Source organism: Aquimarina macrocephali JAMB N27 (assembly GCF_000520995.1).
GTDB lineage: Bacteria > Bacteroidota > Bacteroidia > Flavobacteriales > Flavobacteriaceae > Aquimarina > Aquimarina macrocephali.
Window position 1 is genome coordinate 32,814 of record NZ_JACA01000005.1, and the last position, 17,124, is coordinate 49,937.

Annotated in this window: 18 protein-coding genes; 16 read left to right on the forward strand and 2 right to left on the reverse strand. The window is 31.4% G+C overall.

Going from position 1 to position 17,124, the window contains the following annotated elements; genetic code table 11:
• Window positions 1-73 precede the first annotated feature (73 nt).
• From Z054_RS0105295 to Z054_RS0105315, 5 genes are read left to right on the forward strand one after another with little or no spacing between them, the layout of a single operon-like run.
• Window positions 74-1,468, forward strand: a complete 1,395-nt coding sequence (locus Z054_RS0105295) for a sensor histidine kinase (RefSeq protein ID WP_024769040.1) — start codon at window positions 74-76, stop codon at window positions 1,466-1,468.
• A 3-nt stretch (window positions 1,469-1,471) separates the two neighbouring features.
• Window positions 1,472-2,152, forward strand: a complete 681-nt coding sequence (locus Z054_RS0105300) for a response regulator transcription factor (protein WP_024769041.1) — start codon at window positions 1,472-1,474, stop codon at window positions 2,150-2,152.
• A gap of 24 nt (window positions 2,153-2,176) precedes the next feature.
• Window positions 2,177-2,623, forward strand: coding sequence for a hypothetical protein (locus tag Z054_RS0105305; RefSeq protein ID WP_024769042.1), 447 nt, complete (start codon window positions 2,177-2,179; stop codon window positions 2,621-2,623).
• A 28-nt stretch (window positions 2,624-2,651) separates the two neighbouring features.
• Window positions 2,652-3,068 carry a hypothetical protein gene (locus Z054_RS0105310; protein ID WP_024769043.1) on the forward strand — a complete coding sequence of 139 codons (417 nt, stop codon included), beginning with the start codon at window positions 2,652-2,654 and terminating at the stop codon, window positions 3,066-3,068.
• A gap of 25 nt (window positions 3,069-3,093) precedes the next feature.
• On the forward strand, window positions 3,094-4,119 hold the full coding sequence (locus Z054_RS0105315; protein WP_024769044.1) for a hypothetical protein: 1,026 nt from the start codon (window positions 3,094-3,096) through the stop codon (window positions 4,117-4,119).
• A gap of 104 nt (window positions 4,120-4,223) precedes the next feature.
• On the opposite strand, the gene rlmH is transcribed toward Z054_RS0105315, so the two are convergent.
• Window positions 4,224-4,697 carry a 23S rRNA (pseudouridine(1915)-N(3))-methyltransferase RlmH gene (gene rlmH / locus Z054_RS0105320; protein WP_024769045.1) on the reverse strand — a complete coding sequence of 158 codons (474 nt, stop codon included), beginning with the start codon at window positions 4,695-4,697 and terminating at the stop codon, window positions 4,224-4,226.
• A 141-nt stretch (window positions 4,698-4,838) separates the two neighbouring features.
• Here rlmH and nadC point away from each other — a divergent pair, with 141 nt between their 5' ends.
• The 7 genes from nadC (at window position 4,839) to priA (ending at window position 11,744) form a co-directional block, all read left to right on the forward strand.
• Window positions 4,839-5,696, forward strand: coding sequence for a carboxylating nicotinate-nucleotide diphosphorylase (gene nadC / locus Z054_RS0105325; RefSeq protein WP_024769046.1), 858 nt, complete (start codon window positions 4,839-4,841; stop codon window positions 5,694-5,696).
• Between the two features lie 3 nt (window positions 5,697-5,699).
• Entirely contained in the window at window positions 5,700-6,623 is a 924-nt protein-coding gene (locus Z054_RS0105330; protein ID WP_024769047.1) for a YihY/virulence factor BrkB family protein, read from the forward strand.
• Between the two features lie 33 nt (window positions 6,624-6,656).
• Window positions 6,657-7,217 carry a chalcone isomerase family protein gene (locus tag Z054_RS0105335; protein WP_024769048.1) on the forward strand — a complete coding sequence of 187 codons (561 nt, stop codon included), beginning with the start codon at window positions 6,657-6,659 and terminating at the stop codon, window positions 7,215-7,217.
• A gap of 143 nt (window positions 7,218-7,360) precedes the next feature.
• Window positions 7,361-7,924 carry a chalcone isomerase family protein gene (locus Z054_RS0105340; RefSeq protein ID WP_024769049.1) on the forward strand — a complete coding sequence of 188 codons (564 nt, stop codon included), beginning with the start codon at window positions 7,361-7,363 and terminating at the stop codon, window positions 7,922-7,924.
• 103 nt (window positions 7,925-8,027) lie between these two features.
• Window positions 8,028-8,465, forward strand: coding sequence for a DUF2147 domain-containing protein (locus tag Z054_RS0105345; protein ID WP_241461389.1), 438 nt, complete (start codon window positions 8,028-8,030; stop codon window positions 8,463-8,465).
• 114 nt (window positions 8,466-8,579) lie between these two features.
• Window positions 8,580-9,146 (forward strand): chalcone isomerase family protein, encoded by a 567-nt coding sequence (locus tag Z054_RS0105350; RefSeq protein ID WP_024769051.1) that lies wholly within the window; start codon window positions 8,580-8,582, stop codon window positions 9,144-9,146.
• A 144-nt stretch (window positions 9,147-9,290) separates the two neighbouring features.
• On the forward strand, window positions 9,291-11,744 hold the full coding sequence (gene priA / locus Z054_RS0105355; protein ID WP_024769052.1) for a replication restart helicase PriA: 2,454 nt from the start codon (window positions 9,291-9,293) through the stop codon (window positions 11,742-11,744).
• On the opposite strand, the gene Z054_RS0105360 is transcribed toward priA, so the two are convergent.
• On the reverse strand, window positions 11,741-12,448 hold the full coding sequence (locus Z054_RS0105360) for a LytR/AlgR family response regulator transcription factor (protein WP_024769053.1): 708 nt from the start codon (window positions 12,446-12,448) through the stop codon (window positions 11,741-11,743). The genes priA and Z054_RS0105360 overlap by 4 nt on opposite strands.
• Window positions 12,449-12,619: 171 nt before the next feature.
• Here Z054_RS0105360 and rpsF point away from each other — a divergent pair, with 171 nt between their 5' ends.
• The 4 genes from rpsF to Z054_RS0105380 all read left to right on the forward strand — a co-directional run bounded on the left by rpsF (window position 12,620) and on the right by Z054_RS0105380 (window position 17,050).
• Complete coding sequence (gene rpsF / locus Z054_RS0105365; protein WP_024769054.1) at window positions 12,620-12,958, forward strand: 30S ribosomal protein S6; 339 nt, start codon at window positions 12,620-12,622, stop codon at window positions 12,956-12,958.
• On the forward strand, window positions 12,958-13,257 hold the full coding sequence (gene rpsR / locus Z054_RS0105370) for a 30S ribosomal protein S18 (protein WP_174412104.1): 300 nt from the start codon (window positions 12,958-12,960) through the stop codon (window positions 13,255-13,257). Before rpsF ends, rpsR begins: the two co-directional genes overlap by 1 nt.
• A gap of 18 nt (window positions 13,258-13,275) precedes the next feature.
• A complete protein-coding gene (gene rplI / locus Z054_RS0105375; protein WP_024769056.1) occupies window positions 13,276-13,728 on the forward strand; it encodes a 50S ribosomal protein L9 in 453 nt (150 codons plus the stop codon).
• Window positions 13,729-13,888: 160 nt separating this feature from the next.
• Window positions 13,889-17,050 (forward strand): TonB-dependent receptor, encoded by a 3,162-nt coding sequence (locus Z054_RS0105380; RefSeq protein WP_024769057.1) that lies wholly within the window; start codon window positions 13,889-13,891, stop codon window positions 17,048-17,050.
• The last annotated feature ends 74 nt before the right edge of the window (window positions 17,051-17,124 follow it).

The window sequence follows — 17,124 nt, forward strand, 5'->3', positions numbered from 1 at the left end:
ACATTTTTTGTTAACGTAGCAACCTTTTAATACATCAAGTATTAAAAAAATAAACAAGCTATATATTACCATAATGAAGAAAAAAATAAACATACTTATCATTACATCCATTTTGACCTTATTAGCATTATCTGGGATTCAGGGGTATTTGATTTATAACACATATCAACTTAAAAAAGATGTGTTTATTAAAGAAACAAAGAAAGCCGTCTCGAGTATCGATAATACCAAAGAAATGGATTCTATAGCAGAGCTTTGGTATAATCAATTAACAAAAAACCTAATAGAGTATAGAAAGAATAACCTTCTTAAAAATGAAACTATAGAACGTTTCAAGCCTTTTACAGATTCGTTAAATGATACATTTAACGAGTACTATGAAAAAGAAATGGGAAAAGTTAATCTGGGATATGAGTTAAAATATAAGAAAACAATAAAGAGTATTATTATTCATGATAATAACCTTTTAGATACCGTTTTTAAAGCAAAAGAAGAAAATAATTACTTTCTGTTCGGAGAAGATTTCCCTGATGAAGAAGGTAATGTAATAAGTAGTGGTAGATGGTTTACAGAACAAGATATAGAGGATGATAGTGGTGTTGAAATTATAAAAACTCAACTTAATCTAGAAATTCGAACAGTAGATTCGATTAGTATTATTGGATGGAAAAGAATAGTTTTTGGGCAAATGGCAAGCCTGTTTTTATTCTCTGTTGTATTGTTATTATTCGTGGTAGCCTTACTTTTCTATTCAATTAAAACAGTGATTAAACAAAAGAAAATTGCCGATGTACGTAATGATTTTATAAATAATATCACTCATGAGCTTAAAACTCCACTAGCTACGTTAAGTATTGCGTCTAAAAGTTTAAGAAACAAAGAGACTCAAAATTCACCAAAAATATTCTCTAGTGCATTAGATATATTAGATCGACAAAATAACCGATTACAAAAATTAATCGATCAGGTGATGAATAATACTTTAGGATCAGAAGAAATTATTTTAAAGAAAGAAAAAGTGCTGGATAGTGTATATTTTAAAGAAGTTGTAGCCGATTTTAAGTTATCGGTTAAGAATAAAGAAGTTGAGGTGAGTACAAAGATAGAGTTTAGAGATGTTGATCTTAATATTGATAAATTTCTATTTACTACAGCCTTATTTAATGTAATGGAAAATGCTGTAAAATACGGTAAAGAAAAAGTCAAAATTAAGATACGAACAGAACTTAAAAATGACAGATATACAATTTCGATTCGAGATAATGGGATCGGGATTTCTGAAAAAGAATATCATAGAATCTTTGAAAAATTTTATAGAGTAACAACAGGAAATGTGCACGATGTAAAAGGATTAGGTTTGGGACTCTTTTATACCAACCAAATCATTAAGGCACACCAGGGTGAAATAGATATTGAAAGTAAACCCGATGAAGGAACAAATTTTAAAATAACGATACCAACAATTTAATATATGAAACACATACTACTCGCAGAAGATGATTTTGATTTTGGAAGTATATTAAAACAATACCTCGAAATACATAATTATACTGTAACCTGGGCCAAGGATGGTAAAGAAGCACTATTGATATTTTCTGAAGGAAAATTTGATATATGTGTCTTTGATGTAATGATGCCAAAAATGGATGGATTTACATTGGCAGAGAAAGTAGTAGATATTGATCCCGAAATTCCATTCATATTTCTCACTGCTAAGAAAATGAAAGAAGATAAAATCAGAGGATTAAAACTAGGAGCAGATGACTACATCGTGAAACCATTTGAAGCAGATATTTTGGTCCTTAAACTTCAAAATATTTTGAAACGAACACGAAAAGTAGAATCCATAAAAGAAGATATTGTAAGAATAGGGAATTATGAGTTTGATATTGTTAATCATCAATTAAAATTGAATGGAGAATCACAACGATTAACAGAAAAAGAAACATTGTTAATTCAATATTTATGGGAACATAGAAATACAATGATCAAAAGAGAAGATGTGCTTAAGGATGTCTGGGGTAATGATGATTTTTTCTCTGGTAGAAGTATGGATGTATTCATAAGTCGATTAAGAAAATATTTTAAAGAAGACCATAAGATAAATATAGAAAGTGTACGTGGGGTTGGTCTCACATTTAATATAGCTTAAATCATCAATCAAAAAACGAATAATATGAAAACATTAATCACCATTTTGGTAAACCTTCTTATAGGATTACTAACCATGAATGCCCAAACAAGCTCCACAAGTTCTTCTAAGTCAACATCAGAAGTAACTATAAGTATTAATGATGATACGAACGAGAAAAGTTATTCTAGATCCTTTGCTATCATTGATATGGGAAAGAGTTTTAGAATCAAAATAAGATTTATGAAGTATATGGAAAATGATGTAAAATCTTACCTCATCGATCAATTTGGAAAAGAAAATATGACCATCGAGGATGAGGCTTATTTGTGGAGAAAAGAAACTGAAAATGAAGAATTATATGAAGTACGACTCAAAGAAAATAGATTAAGAATCAATGTAGATAAAGAACTAGCCTCGAATAAACTGATTAAGAAATTTGAAAGAATAGGCAAAGAATTAAAATCAATTACATCAAAAAACGAAAATTAAATCAATCATCAATCAAAAAACAAAAATTATGAAAACAATTATTTGTGTATTAAGTCTTGTATTTGCTCTTTCTTTGAGCAATGCCCAAACAGCTTCAAACTCTAAAGTGTCTATTAGTTATTCTAGCGACGAACCTGGAGAAGATAATTATAGAGTAAACATTTCTATCTCTAATACAGAAGATATGTATACATTAAAAGCTAGCTTCCCGTTATCCAAAACAGGAAAACTAAAACAGTTTTTAAAAGATCATTTAACTCCCGAAATGACTAAAAATGGAACGACATCTACCTGGAAATACAATACCAAAGGAGAAACAGGGTATGTTGTAAAACTGAAAAGAGGAAAACTAAACGTTTTTATGGATAAAGAATTTGTGTCAGCAGACGTAGTAGAAGATCTTATAGACATGTTTAGCGATCTTAAAGATATCGTAAAAGAATAACTAGATCTTTTATAATAATTTGGATATGAGAAAACTTATAGTATTTTCAATTGTTTTATTAGGACTATTTAGTTGTAAAAAAAACGATTCTGATTTGACCTGTGAAAGAATCAATTATCTGGTAGATGCTAAAAGTAATGTGGCAAAAAAATATTGGAAAGATTTTGATAAGCAGCTACTTTTTGGCCCTATGTTATACTATACAAAAGATGGTCTTTTTACGATAAATGCTAATGAGGCATTGAAAGAAAAAGTAGATATAGTAGCGTATAACTGTAATGATTCGGATGTATCCGTTGGGTTTACTCCCATAATTGATACTACAAATTTTTATATGAATGTGTCTTATGAAGATAAAAATACTTCGGCATTAGAATATAAAAATACATTGGGAATGTTTAGTGATGTCGAATTGACAGAAAAATTCATAACCGATGTTAAAGATACCGAAGAATGGATGACAATGGTTATTCATGAAATATTTCATCAATATCAAAAAAAATTCAAAAAGTTTAGAGAGAAACAAATGTCAAGTCAAAGAGATTTTGATAGAGATACACTAAATTATTTGTTTAAAAATAAGAACTGGTTCAATACAAACATTAAACACGAAAACCAGCTTCTTCTTAAGATATTACAAGAAAACAATAATGATAGTGTTAAAAATCATATTTCAGAATATTTAAAAAGTAAAGAGCAAAGATTTTCTCAAGTTAGAAACGAATTCGGAATTGACATATCAGAATTAGAAGCTAGCCTGTCAAAATCAGAAGGTACAGCCAGATACGTTGAGTACTGTGTCAAATTGATGTTGTCGACTAATTCTAATAATCATATTTTATCCGAAATAGACAATAAATATGTAGCCAATCGATTTAAAGATTATAATTTGAAACAGGACGAATGGATGTACAATTTAGGAGGAGGATATTATTATTCATTAGGGTTTAACTTAACTCGAGTTCTCGAGAAATTAAAAATAGAATATCAAAAAGATATTTTTTTGGAAAACAAGTCATTTGACCAATATCTAAAAGAATACCTAGAATAATGCTGTAAATTTCTTTGGTAAAAAATTGATCTTTCCTATCTCTTTCACCAAGTTATTTTACAGTAATATTAAACTAAAATTATAATTACACATTATGATGAACCTTATCGATGATGGTAAGGTTCATTTTTTAAAATGGTAAATCCACGATATAATTGTTCTACAAAAAATAAACGTATCATTTGATGCGAAAATGTCATTTTGGATAATGATAGTTTGCTATTAGCCCTACTATACACTTCTGGGCTAAATCCATAAGGACCTCCTATTGTAAAAATTAATTGTTTGATCCCGCTATTCATATGCTTTTGCAATACTTCAGAAAATAGTACAGAATCATATTGCTTTCCATTTTCATCTAATAATACCAATACATCAGAATTTTCGACGTGATTAAGAATTAATTTTCCCTCTTTTTCTTTTTGTTGAGATTCACTAAGGTTTTTTGCATTCTTAATATCGGGAATGATTTCAAAACTAAATTTAATATAATACTGTAACCTTTTGATATAGTTGTTGATAAGGTCATTGAGTTGTTTGTCATCTGTTTTGCCCACGGCAAGTAATTTAATATTCATGTGTATTTAATATTGTAGTAATTTCTACTCAAAAACCAGGTGAAACTTATATTTATGGTGTAAAGTAAATAAAAATACGATGTGCTTCTCACTTCGTACTTCCGACTTCTTTTTTTACATTAGCAAAAATAACCATTCAATATGATTAGCAAAACCCAATTCAATAAAGAAATTGATTTGATAATTACCAATGCCATACGCGAAGATGTAGGAGATGGTGATCATAGTTCATTAGCTTGTATTCCAGAATCCACCACCGGAAAAGCAAAACTTTTAGTTAAGGATGAAGGCATCCTGGCGGGAGTAGATTTTGCCAAGAGCGTGTTTAATTATGTAGATCCAAATATAAAAATCGAGACTGTACTAGAAGATGGATCTCGTGTTAAATACGGAGATGTAGCTTTTTATGTTTCAGGAAGTTCACAGTCTATCCTCAAAGCAGAACGATTAGTACTTAATGCCATGCAACGAATGAGTGCAATTGCTACCAAAACAAATCATTTTGTTACTCTTTTGGATGGTACAGGAACAAAGATTCTGGATACTCGAAAAACAACTCCGGGAATACGAGCAATAGAAAAATGGGCGGTAAAGATTGGAGGAGGAGAGAATCATAGGTTTGCATTATATGATATGGTAATGCTAAAAGATAACCATATCGATTTTGCCGGAGGAATTACCAAAGCTATAGTAAAGACTAAAAAATATCTTTCTGACCAAAACCTTGATCTTAAAATTATTGTTGAAGCCCGAGATCTTAATGAGATCAAAGAAATACTTCAAACACCAGGAGTGTATCGAATATTAATTGATAATTTTAATTATGAAGATACTCGAGAAGCTGTGAAATTAATTGGTGATTCGTGTCTTACCGAATCCAGTGGAGGAATTAATGAAGAAACTGTTCGTAAATATGCAGAATGTGGAGTAGATTATATTAGCAGCGGTGCGCTAACACATTCTGTTTATAATCTGGATTTGAGTTTGAAAGCTGTATAATATATGTCAAAACCCGTAGAAGATAAGCTTAACAAGATTCCTGTGATCAATATATTGGTCAAAATAGGGAAGAAACTTATTCTTCCTGGTTTTGAAGGGTTATCGATATACGACCTAATAGAAATCTATGTTATCGGGATTATAAAAGGTACTTTTTCGGCTAGAGCCAGTGCGATATCATGGAGTTTTTTCCTTTCTCTGTTTCCATTCTTGTTATTTCTTCTTAATTTGATTCCTTATGTACCAATAGATGGATTTGAGGAGAATTTTTTTGAATTTGTGAAAGGAGCATTACCGAATCAATCTTCAGATTTTTTCTCTGGGATATTCGAAGATATAGCATCTAATCCCCGAGGAGGACTACTATCCACTGTTTTTGTACTATCTATACTTTTTATGACCAATGGAGTCAATGCAGTTTTTTCTGGTTTTGAATACTCTTATCATGTAACTCTAAATAGAAATTTTGTAAGGCAGTATGTAGTAGCGTTGGGAGTGTCAATTATCGTGGCATCGTTATTGTTAATTACGGTTATAGGAACTTTATACTTTTCGTATTTAGTAGATGATTTAAATAAAATGGGTGTTGTTGATGATACTGTTTTTTGGTTAACTTTGGGTAAATATGGATTATTTGTTTTTATGATATTTGTGATCATAGCTACTTTATTTTATTTCGGTACTTCAGAAGGAAAACAGAATAAGTTCTTTTCACCGGGAGCATTTATGACTACCTTTTTGATTATAATCACAACATATCTGTTTGGGATATATATTGATAATTTCTCAAATTATAACCAATTGTACGGTTCGATTGGAGCAATGTTGATATTAATGCTATATATATGGCTTAATGCTAATTTAGTACTGCTGGGTTTTGAACTAAATGCATCATTAAACCAATTAAGAAAGAATTTTAATACATAATTTCACTAACATAGATTTCTAATAATTTTTAATATGAAAAAACTAAGTATATTATTTGTTGCCCTTTTTACTATTGTATCTGCACAGGCTCAAACCAAAATAGGGGATGCTACATTACCTAATACGGTAAAATTTAATGGAGAAGATTTGACGATTAATGGAGGAGGCCTTAGAGAAAAATTCTTTTTTGATATTTATGCAGGAGCTTTATATCTTAAGAAAAAAAGTAGTAATGCCAGCGCAATAGCTAAAGCAGATGAAACTATGGCAATTAAGTTACATATTCTTTCTGGTATGATGTCTAGAAGTAAAATGGCTAATGCTTTACGTGAAGGGTTTAAAAAATCAACTAACGGAAATATGGAGGCATATAATGAAAGAATAGAAAAATTTATTGGCTTTATTAATAATGAAATTGAAGTAGATCAGGTGTATGATATGGTATATGAAAAGGGAAAAGGAAGTGTAATCTATAAAGATGGTAAAGAAAAAGGATACGTTAAGGGATTAGATTTTAAAAAAGCACTTTTTGAAATCTGGTTAGGAAATAAACCTGCGGATAAAGGACTTAAAAAAGAAATGCTTGGTAGTTAAACCAATAGGATATAATCGTATTTTTGTTAAAAAATTAAGTAAATGTATTTCAAGATGTTGTGCGTGCATAATATTTTTTATATTTGTGCGCTTTAAAAAATAAGTACAAACAAATATTAATACCCCAAATACCTTTAGTTAAAATGAAAAAAATTACTTTAGTACTGGTAGCACTAATTTCCCTGTCTGCCGCTACTGCGCAAATTAGGATTGGTAAAGCTATTTTGCCTTATGAAGAGAATTTTGGTGATACCGATTTGAAATTGAATGGTGCCGGAATGAGAAAAGTACTTTGGATTGATATGTATGCAGGAGGACTTTATTTAACAAAAAAGAGCAAAGACCCTAAAGAAATCCTTGATGCAAATGAAACTATGGCTATAAAATTGAATATTGTCTCTGGTTTTGTTACACAAAAGAAAATGATAAAAGCAGTAAAAGATGGTTTTAATAGAGCCACTTTTGGTAATACAAAAGCACTAGATAAAAGAATAAATAAATTTATTAGTTTTTTCTCTGAAGCTATAGTAAAGAACGATGTTTTTGATATAGTATATATTAAAGACAAAGGAGTAACTGCTTTTAAAAACGAAAAAGAACTTGGAGTAATCAAGGGGCGTGATTTTAAATATGCTTTATTTAAAATTTGGCTTGGAGATGAACCAGCAAGTGAAGAAATTAAAAATGGAATGTTAGGAATACAATAACCTAATACCATTAAAATAATAAGTAAAAAGCTATCGATTTTAATTGGTAGCTTTTTGTTTTTATCATATTTTTTTATCTTAGGATTAATAAACACAAATTATCATGAAAGTTATGAGTTTTAGCAAAATTCTTTTTGTAGCAATATTACTAATATCGACAACAGTAAATGCACAACAACAAATAGTGGGACAATGGAAAACTATTGATGATAATACTGGAGAGCCGAGATCTATCGTAGAAATTTATAAGAAAGGAAACAAGCTGTTTGGGAAGATTCTACAAGTATTAGATGAAGCAGAGAAGAATAAGTTATGTATCGAATGTAAAGGCAGTGATTATAATAAACCTATAGAAGGAATGGTGATTATCAAAGAGCTTGAAAAAGATGGGGATCAGTATGAAGATGGAACTATTATGGACCCAGAGAACGGAAAAATATATCGATGTAAAATCTGGATTGATGAGGATAGTCCAAATGTCCTTAATGTGAGAGGGTATATAGCTTTTTTATATAGAACACAAAAGTGGATTCGTGTGTAATACATAAGATATATTTCCTTCTTAGAATTTATCAAATTATAAATTTTAACAATTCTTTTGGTTAGGTTTTTAAAGATTCAGGACTAACCCCTTGAAATTATAAAAATCTAAACCATGAAAAAAATAATTACATTAACAACTATAGTCCTTATATCTACCTTCGCTATGGCGCAGGTAAGAGTAGGGGATATTGTATTACCATATAAAGTTAGTTTTGACGGAGAAGAGCTATCATTAAACGGAGCAGGAATGAGAAGTATTCTTGGGTTTGATACCTATTCGGGAGGTTTATATACCAAGAAAAAATATAATGATCCGGGAGTAGTTTTAGATTCTGATGAGAGTATGTCTATCCGTTTAAATATAGTATCTAAGAAAGTAACAAATAAGAGAATGATTAAAGTTTTTAGAAAAGGCTTTGATGATGCAATGTTTGGTAATACCCAAACCTTAGATGTTAGAATCGAAAAGTTCTTAAAATTATTTACTTCGCCAATGCAGATTAATGATTATTTTGATTTAGTATACATCAAAGGAAAAGGAATCAAAACCTATAAAAATGGTGAAGAACTTGGTTTTATAAAAGGTAGAGATTTTAAATATGCCCTATTTAAAATCTGGTTAGGAAATGAGCCTGCTTGCAAACTTATTAAAGGCGGAATGTTAGGGTTAAGTAAATAAAGAATACAAGTTTATATAGTAGTAAGTCCGATTTAATTAATAAATCGGACTTTTTTATTCTTAAGATTAAACTTTATTCTATGGGTTAAACTTGTATTTTTGTTGTTTTAGACTAAACTATTCCGAATTTTGTTATAATTGGTAATGTCATACTTTATAAATGTAATTCTTCCTATACCTCTTGATAAAGAGTTTACCTATAGTATTAATAAAACTGAAGCTACTTTTTTGCAACCAGGAATGCGGGTGGCTGTTCAATTTGGGAAAAGTAAGGTGTATGCTGCTCTAGTAACGAAGATACATCAAAATCCCCCTTTGGTATATGAAGCTAAAGAAATAGAACATATTCTTGATGAATCACCAATAGTTACTCAACATCAGTTAGAGCTATGGTCCTGGATTTCTAACTATTATATGTGTACAAAAGGAGAAGTAATGAGAGCTGCTCTTCCTGGAGCCTTCTTACTAGAAAGTGAAACTATAATTCTGAAAAATGAAAAATCTCTTTTTGACGAATCCTTGTTAAAAGATGATGAGTTTCTGATTTATGAAGCATTACAATATCAGAGCTTACTTCGTATACAAGAAGTGATGAATATTGTTAGTAAAAAAAATGTACTACCCGTCATAAAACGATTAATAGAAAAAGAAGTTATTACGGTTCAGGAAGAAATATATGAGCAATATAAGCCTAAAATAGTACGATATATTCGATTAAACACAGAATATAATAAAGAAGAATCACTACGAGTTTTATTAGATACAATGTCTAGAGCGCCTAAACAGAGAGAGGTGTTGATGCATTTATTTACATTACAGGCCCAAACTACCAAATCAATTAAGGTAAGTGAGCTTGTAAAAGCTTCTAATAGTTCTGCAGCTGTAATACGAGCATTAGTTGATAAGAATATATTAGACGAATACCATTTGCAAACCGATCGTGTTCAATATACAGGAGAAACGACAGCAAATACTAAACAGCTTAATGAATATCAAGATAAGGCTTATGAAGAAATAAAGAAATCTTTTAAAGATAAAGACGTATGTCTTTTTCATGGAGTTACTTCATCTGGTAAAACAGAAGTGTACGTAAAACTTATAGAACAAGTTATTCAGAAAGGAGAACAAGTATTGTATCTACTGCCAGAAATAGCGCTAACAACACAGCTTATTACCCGATTACAGGAATATTTTGGAGAGAAACTCACAGTATATCACTCTAAGTATTCTGTTAATGAAAGAGTAGAAGCATGGAATAATGTAAAAACCAAAAAACCAAAAGCACAGGTGGTTATTGGTGCTAGATCAGCAATATTTTTACCATTTGCCAATTTGGGGTTAATTATAGTAGATGAAGAACACGAAAACACTTTTAAACAATATGACCCTGCCCCAAGATATCATGCCAGAGATACAGCGATCGTTTTAGCCAAAATGTTTTACGCCAAAGTAGTATTAGGATCTGCGACTCCAGCTCTTGAAACATACTATAATGCCAGGCAAAAGAAATATGGATTTGTACAATTAACCAGAAGATATGGTGATGTACTAATGCCAGAAATTAATTTAGTAGATATAAAAACAAAATATCGAAAAAAAGAAATGACTGGGCATTTTAGTGATACTTTGTTAACAGGTATTCATGATGCTTTAAAAGAAGGAGAGCAAGTTATTCTTTTTCAAAACAGAAGAGGATATTCTCCTGTAGTAGAATGCAATACTTGTGGACACTCTCCTCAATGTCCGAATTGCGATGTTAGTCTTACGTTTCATAGCTTCAGAAATCAGTTACGATGTCATTACTGTGGGTACCATATTGCAATGCCCCAAAAATGCATGGCTTGTGATAGCGTTGATTTAACTACAAAAGGTTTTGGAACTGAGCAAATAGAGAAAGAGCTACAAGAGCTTTTTCCTGATCATAATATTGGGAGAATGGATCAGGATACAACCAGAGGAAAACATGGATATGAAAAGATCATAAACCGTTTTGAAGAAGGAGATATTGATATTATGGTGGGTACACAAATGCTCTCTAAAGGATTGGATTTTAGAAATGTAAGCTTAGTCGGTATAATGAATGCAGATAACCTACTTAATTTTCCAGATTTTAGAGCGCATGAACGTAGTTTTCAATTAATGCAGCAGGTAGCAGGTCGAGCAGGTAGAACCAAAAAAAGAGGTAAAGTTTTGATCCAAACATACAATCCTTTTCATCAGATTTTACAACAAGTATCTGTTAATGATTATTCTGGGATGTATAGAGATCAAATCGAAGAAAGACATCAATATAAATACCCTCCTTTTTATAAAACAATAAAGATTACAGGTAAACATAAGGACTATAATAAGGTAAATGAAGCTACAAACTGGTTAGCTAGATCTTTTAGAAACGTATTTAATGAAAATGTTCTGGGTCCAGAATTTCCTCCTGTCTCAAGAATACGAAATCAATATCATAAAAATATAGTTATAAAAATACCGCAAGGTCAATCTTTAAATAAAACAAAAGAAGTGATAAGAAAAATCAACACTTCTTTTAAAAGTATAAAAGAATTTTCAGGAGTAAGAGTTATAATTAATGTAGATAACTACTAGTTATTCAAAGCTTCTATCAAAGAGTGTTTTTTATGTCTGCTAAGCGGTATTTTTTCATCCGCAATTTCTATATTACGACTATTATAACGCTCTACCTTATCCAGATTCACAATATAAGATTTGTGAATTCTTAAAAAACGGTCACTAGGCAGTTGTGCTTCAAAAGATTTCATTGTAGCTAAAACAACAATAGGATCACCTTCTTCCATTATAAGTTTCACATAATCTCCTAAAGCTTCTACATATTTTAATTGATTAAGGAAGATTTTCCTTTTTTTCAGATTACTCTTTACAAAAATATAATCGTCATCTTCTACAATAGCATTTTCTCCTCCTATACGGGACATGCTAAGAGCTTTGTCAACAGCAGCATTAAAACGATCTTTTTTTAATGGTTTTCTTAAATAATCTATTGCATCATAGTCGAAAGCTTTAAATGCATATTTTGTTTTTCCTGTGACAAAAATAATATGAGGTTTATTCTCTAAATCATCCAAAAGATCAAAGCCAGTAAGGATTGGCATTTCAATATCTAAGAATAATAAGTCCACTTGAGTATCGAGTAAACCATTTTTTGTCTCAATAGCATTATTCCACTCAGCCACTAATTCTAGTGAAGAATGTTCGTCTATTAGCTTTACAATAGCTAGTCTTTGGAGGCGGGAATCATCTACTACCGCACATTTTAATTGAGATTGCTCCACTTGTATAGTGTTATATATTCCAATACAATATTAATGAATATATCTTATTTCCACAAACAATTTCGGCTTTTTATCGATAAAAATAGTGTTTCATCGAAATGATATTAGGGTTTGAAAATCCAAAAAATAGTCTTACTTTTGCAGCCAATTTTAATTTAAATATAGATTTTTATGAATCAATACGAAACTGTTTTCATCTTGAATCCCGTTTTATCTGAAGATCAGATAAAGGAAACAGTTAAGAAATACGAAGACATTCTTGTTTCTAATGGTGCCAAGATGATATCAAAAGAGGATTGGGGGCTTAAAAAGCTTGCATATGCAATCCAACACAAAAAAAGTGGATTTTACCACTTATTTGAATACCAGGTACCTGGTGAAGCTATCAATGCTTTAGAAGTTGAGTACAGAAGAGACGAACGAGTAATGCGTTACCTTACTGTACGCCTTGATAAGCATGCAATTGCTTGGGCAGAGAAGAGAAGAAATAGAAACAAACAAAAAGCTTAATTATGTCATCTATAGAACAACAAGCTAAAGGAAAAAAAGACGGAGAGATTAGATATCTTACTCCTCTTAATATAGATACATCAAAAACGAAGAAATATTGTCGTTTTAAAAAGTCTGGTATCAAGTATATTGATTATAAAGATCCGGATTTCTTGATGGCATTTGTAAATGAACAAGGTAAGCTATTACCTCGTCGCCTTACAGGAACTTCATTAAAATATCAACGTAAAGTAAGTGTTGCTGTAAAAAGAGCAAGACATCTAGCTTTAATGCCATACGTTGGTGATTTATTAAAATAAAATTCGTCATAACATATTATGGAACTTATATTAAAGAAAGACGTTGAGAATCTAGGATTCGCAGACGATGTAGTAGAAGTTAAGAATGGTTATGGTCGTAACTATTTAATTCCTAATGGATTTGCATTATTAGCAACTCCTTCTGCAAAAAAAGTACTTGCTGAAACGTTGAAACAACGTGCTTTTAAAGAAAAGAAAGAGATCGAAGATGCAGAAAAAATAGGAAAGAAACTTACTGGATTAGAAATCAAAATTTTAGCGAAGGCTGGAGCTGGAGATAAATTATTTGGTTCTGTATCTAATGCTGATGTTGCAGAAGTATTTGCTAAGGAAGGTGTTGAATTAGAAAAGAAATTTATTACTGTACCTGGTGGAACAATTAAACGTTTAGGTCAGTATGAAGCTTCTGTACGCCTTCATAGAGAAGTAATTATTCCTGTTGCTTTTGAAGTAATTACTAAAGCTAAATAGGTAAATAACAGTTGATAACTGTTTTATAATATTATGAAAAATCGCTCTTTTGAGCGATTTTTTTATTTTATTTTTATTGAAGTTGTTTAAACTTTTTTGATTCTAGCGAAAAAGTTTAAACAACTTCATTCTTAATCAATTAATTAAAAGTTATTATTACATGAAAAAAATTATTCTATTAATTTTAGTGTTGATGGGGACTACGATCAATGCTCAGGTTACTACTTCCAATATTTCGGGAATAGTACGTGATAATGGGAGTCAATTACTACCAGGTGCTAATGTTACGGCAGTCCATGGACCTACAGGTACTTCTTATGGTGGAGTGACTGATTTTGACGGGCGTTTTAATCTAAACAATTTACGTGTAGGCGGGCCCTATAGAATAACAATAAGTTATGTAGGTTTTAAAAAGCAACTTATTGATGAAGTGTTTTTACAATTGGGACAAACCTTTAACCTTAATATAACGTTGGTTGAGGATAGTAATCAATTAGAAGAAGTTATAATTACTACTAATAAAAATTCTACATTCAGTAGTGATCGCACTGGTGCAGAAACTAGTGTTGGTAGAAGAGAATTACAAACATTACCTACAATATCACGTTCTGCTGCTGATTTTACAAGATTAGAACCTACAGCAAGCGGAAACTCTTTTGGAGGAAGAAATGATCAATTTAATAATTTCAGTTTAGATGGAGCTGTATTTAATAATCCTTTTGGATTAGATGCTGCAACTCCGGGAGGCCAGACTGATTCACAACCAATCTCGTTGGATGCTATCGAACAGATTCAAGTATCTACAGCTCCTTATGATGTAACATTATCAGGGTTTACAGGAGCATCTGTTAATGCAGTTACAAAAAGTGGAACCAATACTTTTAAAGGGACTGTTTATGGATTCTTTAGAAATGAAGACCTTACCGGTGGTAAAGTAAAGGGAGAGGATGTATTTAAGTCTGATCTGGAGCAAACTCAATACGGATTTAGTATTGGCGGACCTATCATTGAGAATAAACTGTTCTTTTTTGCTAATGCAGAAAGAGATCAACGTACTGATTTAGGTTCATCCTGGTTACCTAATACGGGTAGTGGTGGTATTAATGAATCTCGTGTATTAGAATCGGATATGATTGCGGTTAGCAATGCACTGGCAAATTTGGGGTATACTACAGGCGCATATCAGGGATTTACTTATGATTCTGAATCTACCAAAGGAATCCTTAAGCTAGATTGGAATATCAATGATAAACATAGAGCAGCTATTATTTATAATTTTTTAAGAGCTTCTAAAGAAAAACCTGCACACCCAACGGCATTAGGAATCCGAGGACCTAGCGCTTCTACATTGCAGTTTGAAAATTCGGGTTATGAGATTAATAATAATATAAACTCTTTTCAGTTAGAAGTTAATTCTACATTCTCAAGCAAGTTTGCTAATAAATTCCAGGCAGGTTACACGCATTTTGATGATTTTAGAAATCCATTATCAGCACCTGCACCTGTAATAACAATTCAGGATGGAGCTGGATCAAATTATATCATTGCTGGTCATGAACCATTTTCTATCAATAATAAATTAGATCAAAAAGTAATTCAGGCAACTAATAATCTTAATATTTTTCTTGGAGATCATACGGTTACAGTTGGAGCTTCTTTCGAGATGTTTAGATTTAAGAACTCGTTTAATTTAACGGCATATGAAGATTTTGCTAATTTTGGATCTACATATCGTGGGTTATTTTCACCCTATGGTTCGGTAAGTTCCTTTTTGGATGATGCAAATAATGGTGTAGTCGCTGCTAATATACAATTTGCTCAAGATCGTTTTACAGCACTAAACGCTGCAGGAGATGGTAATGATGGAGGTTGGAAACTAGCAGAGTTAAATGTGGGGCAATTGGCTTTTTATATTCAGGAAGAATGGAATATTACAGAACGATTTAAGTTTAGTTACGGGATTAGGTTTGATAAACCATTATATTTTGATACCGATGAGCGTATTCAGGAATATATAGATACTGATAATGGAGCTAGCAGAGATGAAAGTATTGTATATTTTAATCCTAACGAAGGAGAGGTATCTTTAAACTCAACTACTTTACCTACAGATAGACTTTTGATATCACCAAGATTAGGATTTAATTATGATGTTAAAGGAGATAAAACTTTCCAACTCCGTGGAGGTACAGGTATATTTACAGGTAGACTACCATTTGTGTGGATAGGAAACCAGGTGAGTGGGGCAGATGATGGTTTTTTCCAGATTGTAGATCCTGATTTTCAGTTTCCGCAGGTATGGAGATCTAGCTTAGGAGTTGATTATAGATTGAATAATGGTGTGATCCTTACTGGTGATTTTGCGTATACAGAGGATATAAATGGAATTCATGTTCAGAATTGGGGATTACGTGAACCAACTCAAACATTATCAGGAGTTGATAATAGACAAATATATGGAGCTACAGATAGAGGTGCTAATAATGCTTTTGTGCTAACCAATTCTAACAAAGGAAGAATTGTAAACGCTTCTTTTAAAGCAGCTAAGAATTTTGATAATAACCTGTATGCTAGTGTAGCCTATAGTTATTTGGATGCTAAGGATGTAAATTCTATTGAAGCAGAAATTACCGGAGATGCATTTGCAGGTAATCCTGCTTTAGGAAATGTAAATAATGATGTTCTATCGTACTCTAAATATGGAGATAAACATAGAATCATTGCTATTGCTTCTAAAAAATGGACATATGGTAACGAGAAATTTGCAACTACTATTTCTGGTTTTGCTGAATTTGCTCAAGGTGGTCGATTTAATTACACCTATGCAGGCGATATTAATGGAGATGGATCTTCTTTGAATGATTTGATTTATATTCCTACACAGACCGAATTAGCTACGTATTCATTTAGCGGAGCTTCTTTTAATGAAAGAGAAGCGCAGAGAGCAGCTTTTGAAGCGTATGTTCAACAAGATGATTATCTTAGGGATAATAGAGGAGGCTATGCAAAACGATATGGAGCTATAGCACCATGGAGAAATAAGGTGGATGTTAAGCTGCTACAGGATTTTAATATTAATGTAGGAGAAAGAACGAATACGATTCAGGTTAGCTTAGATGTTTTAAATGTTGGTAATTTAATTAATTCGGATTGGGGATTAGTACAACAACCAAATAATGTACAGGTTTTAGGAGTTAATGTAGATACAGCTACAAATACACCTACCTATTCTTTTGATTCAAATTTGGTTGATACTTATGGATATGATTCGAGTCTTCAATCAAGATGGCAGGCTCAGGTAGGATTACGATATATATTCTAAAAGAGAATTTATTTCTATTTTAAAGAACAAAAAAAGCCTTCACATTGAAGGCTTTTTTTATTGTTTTATTAAAA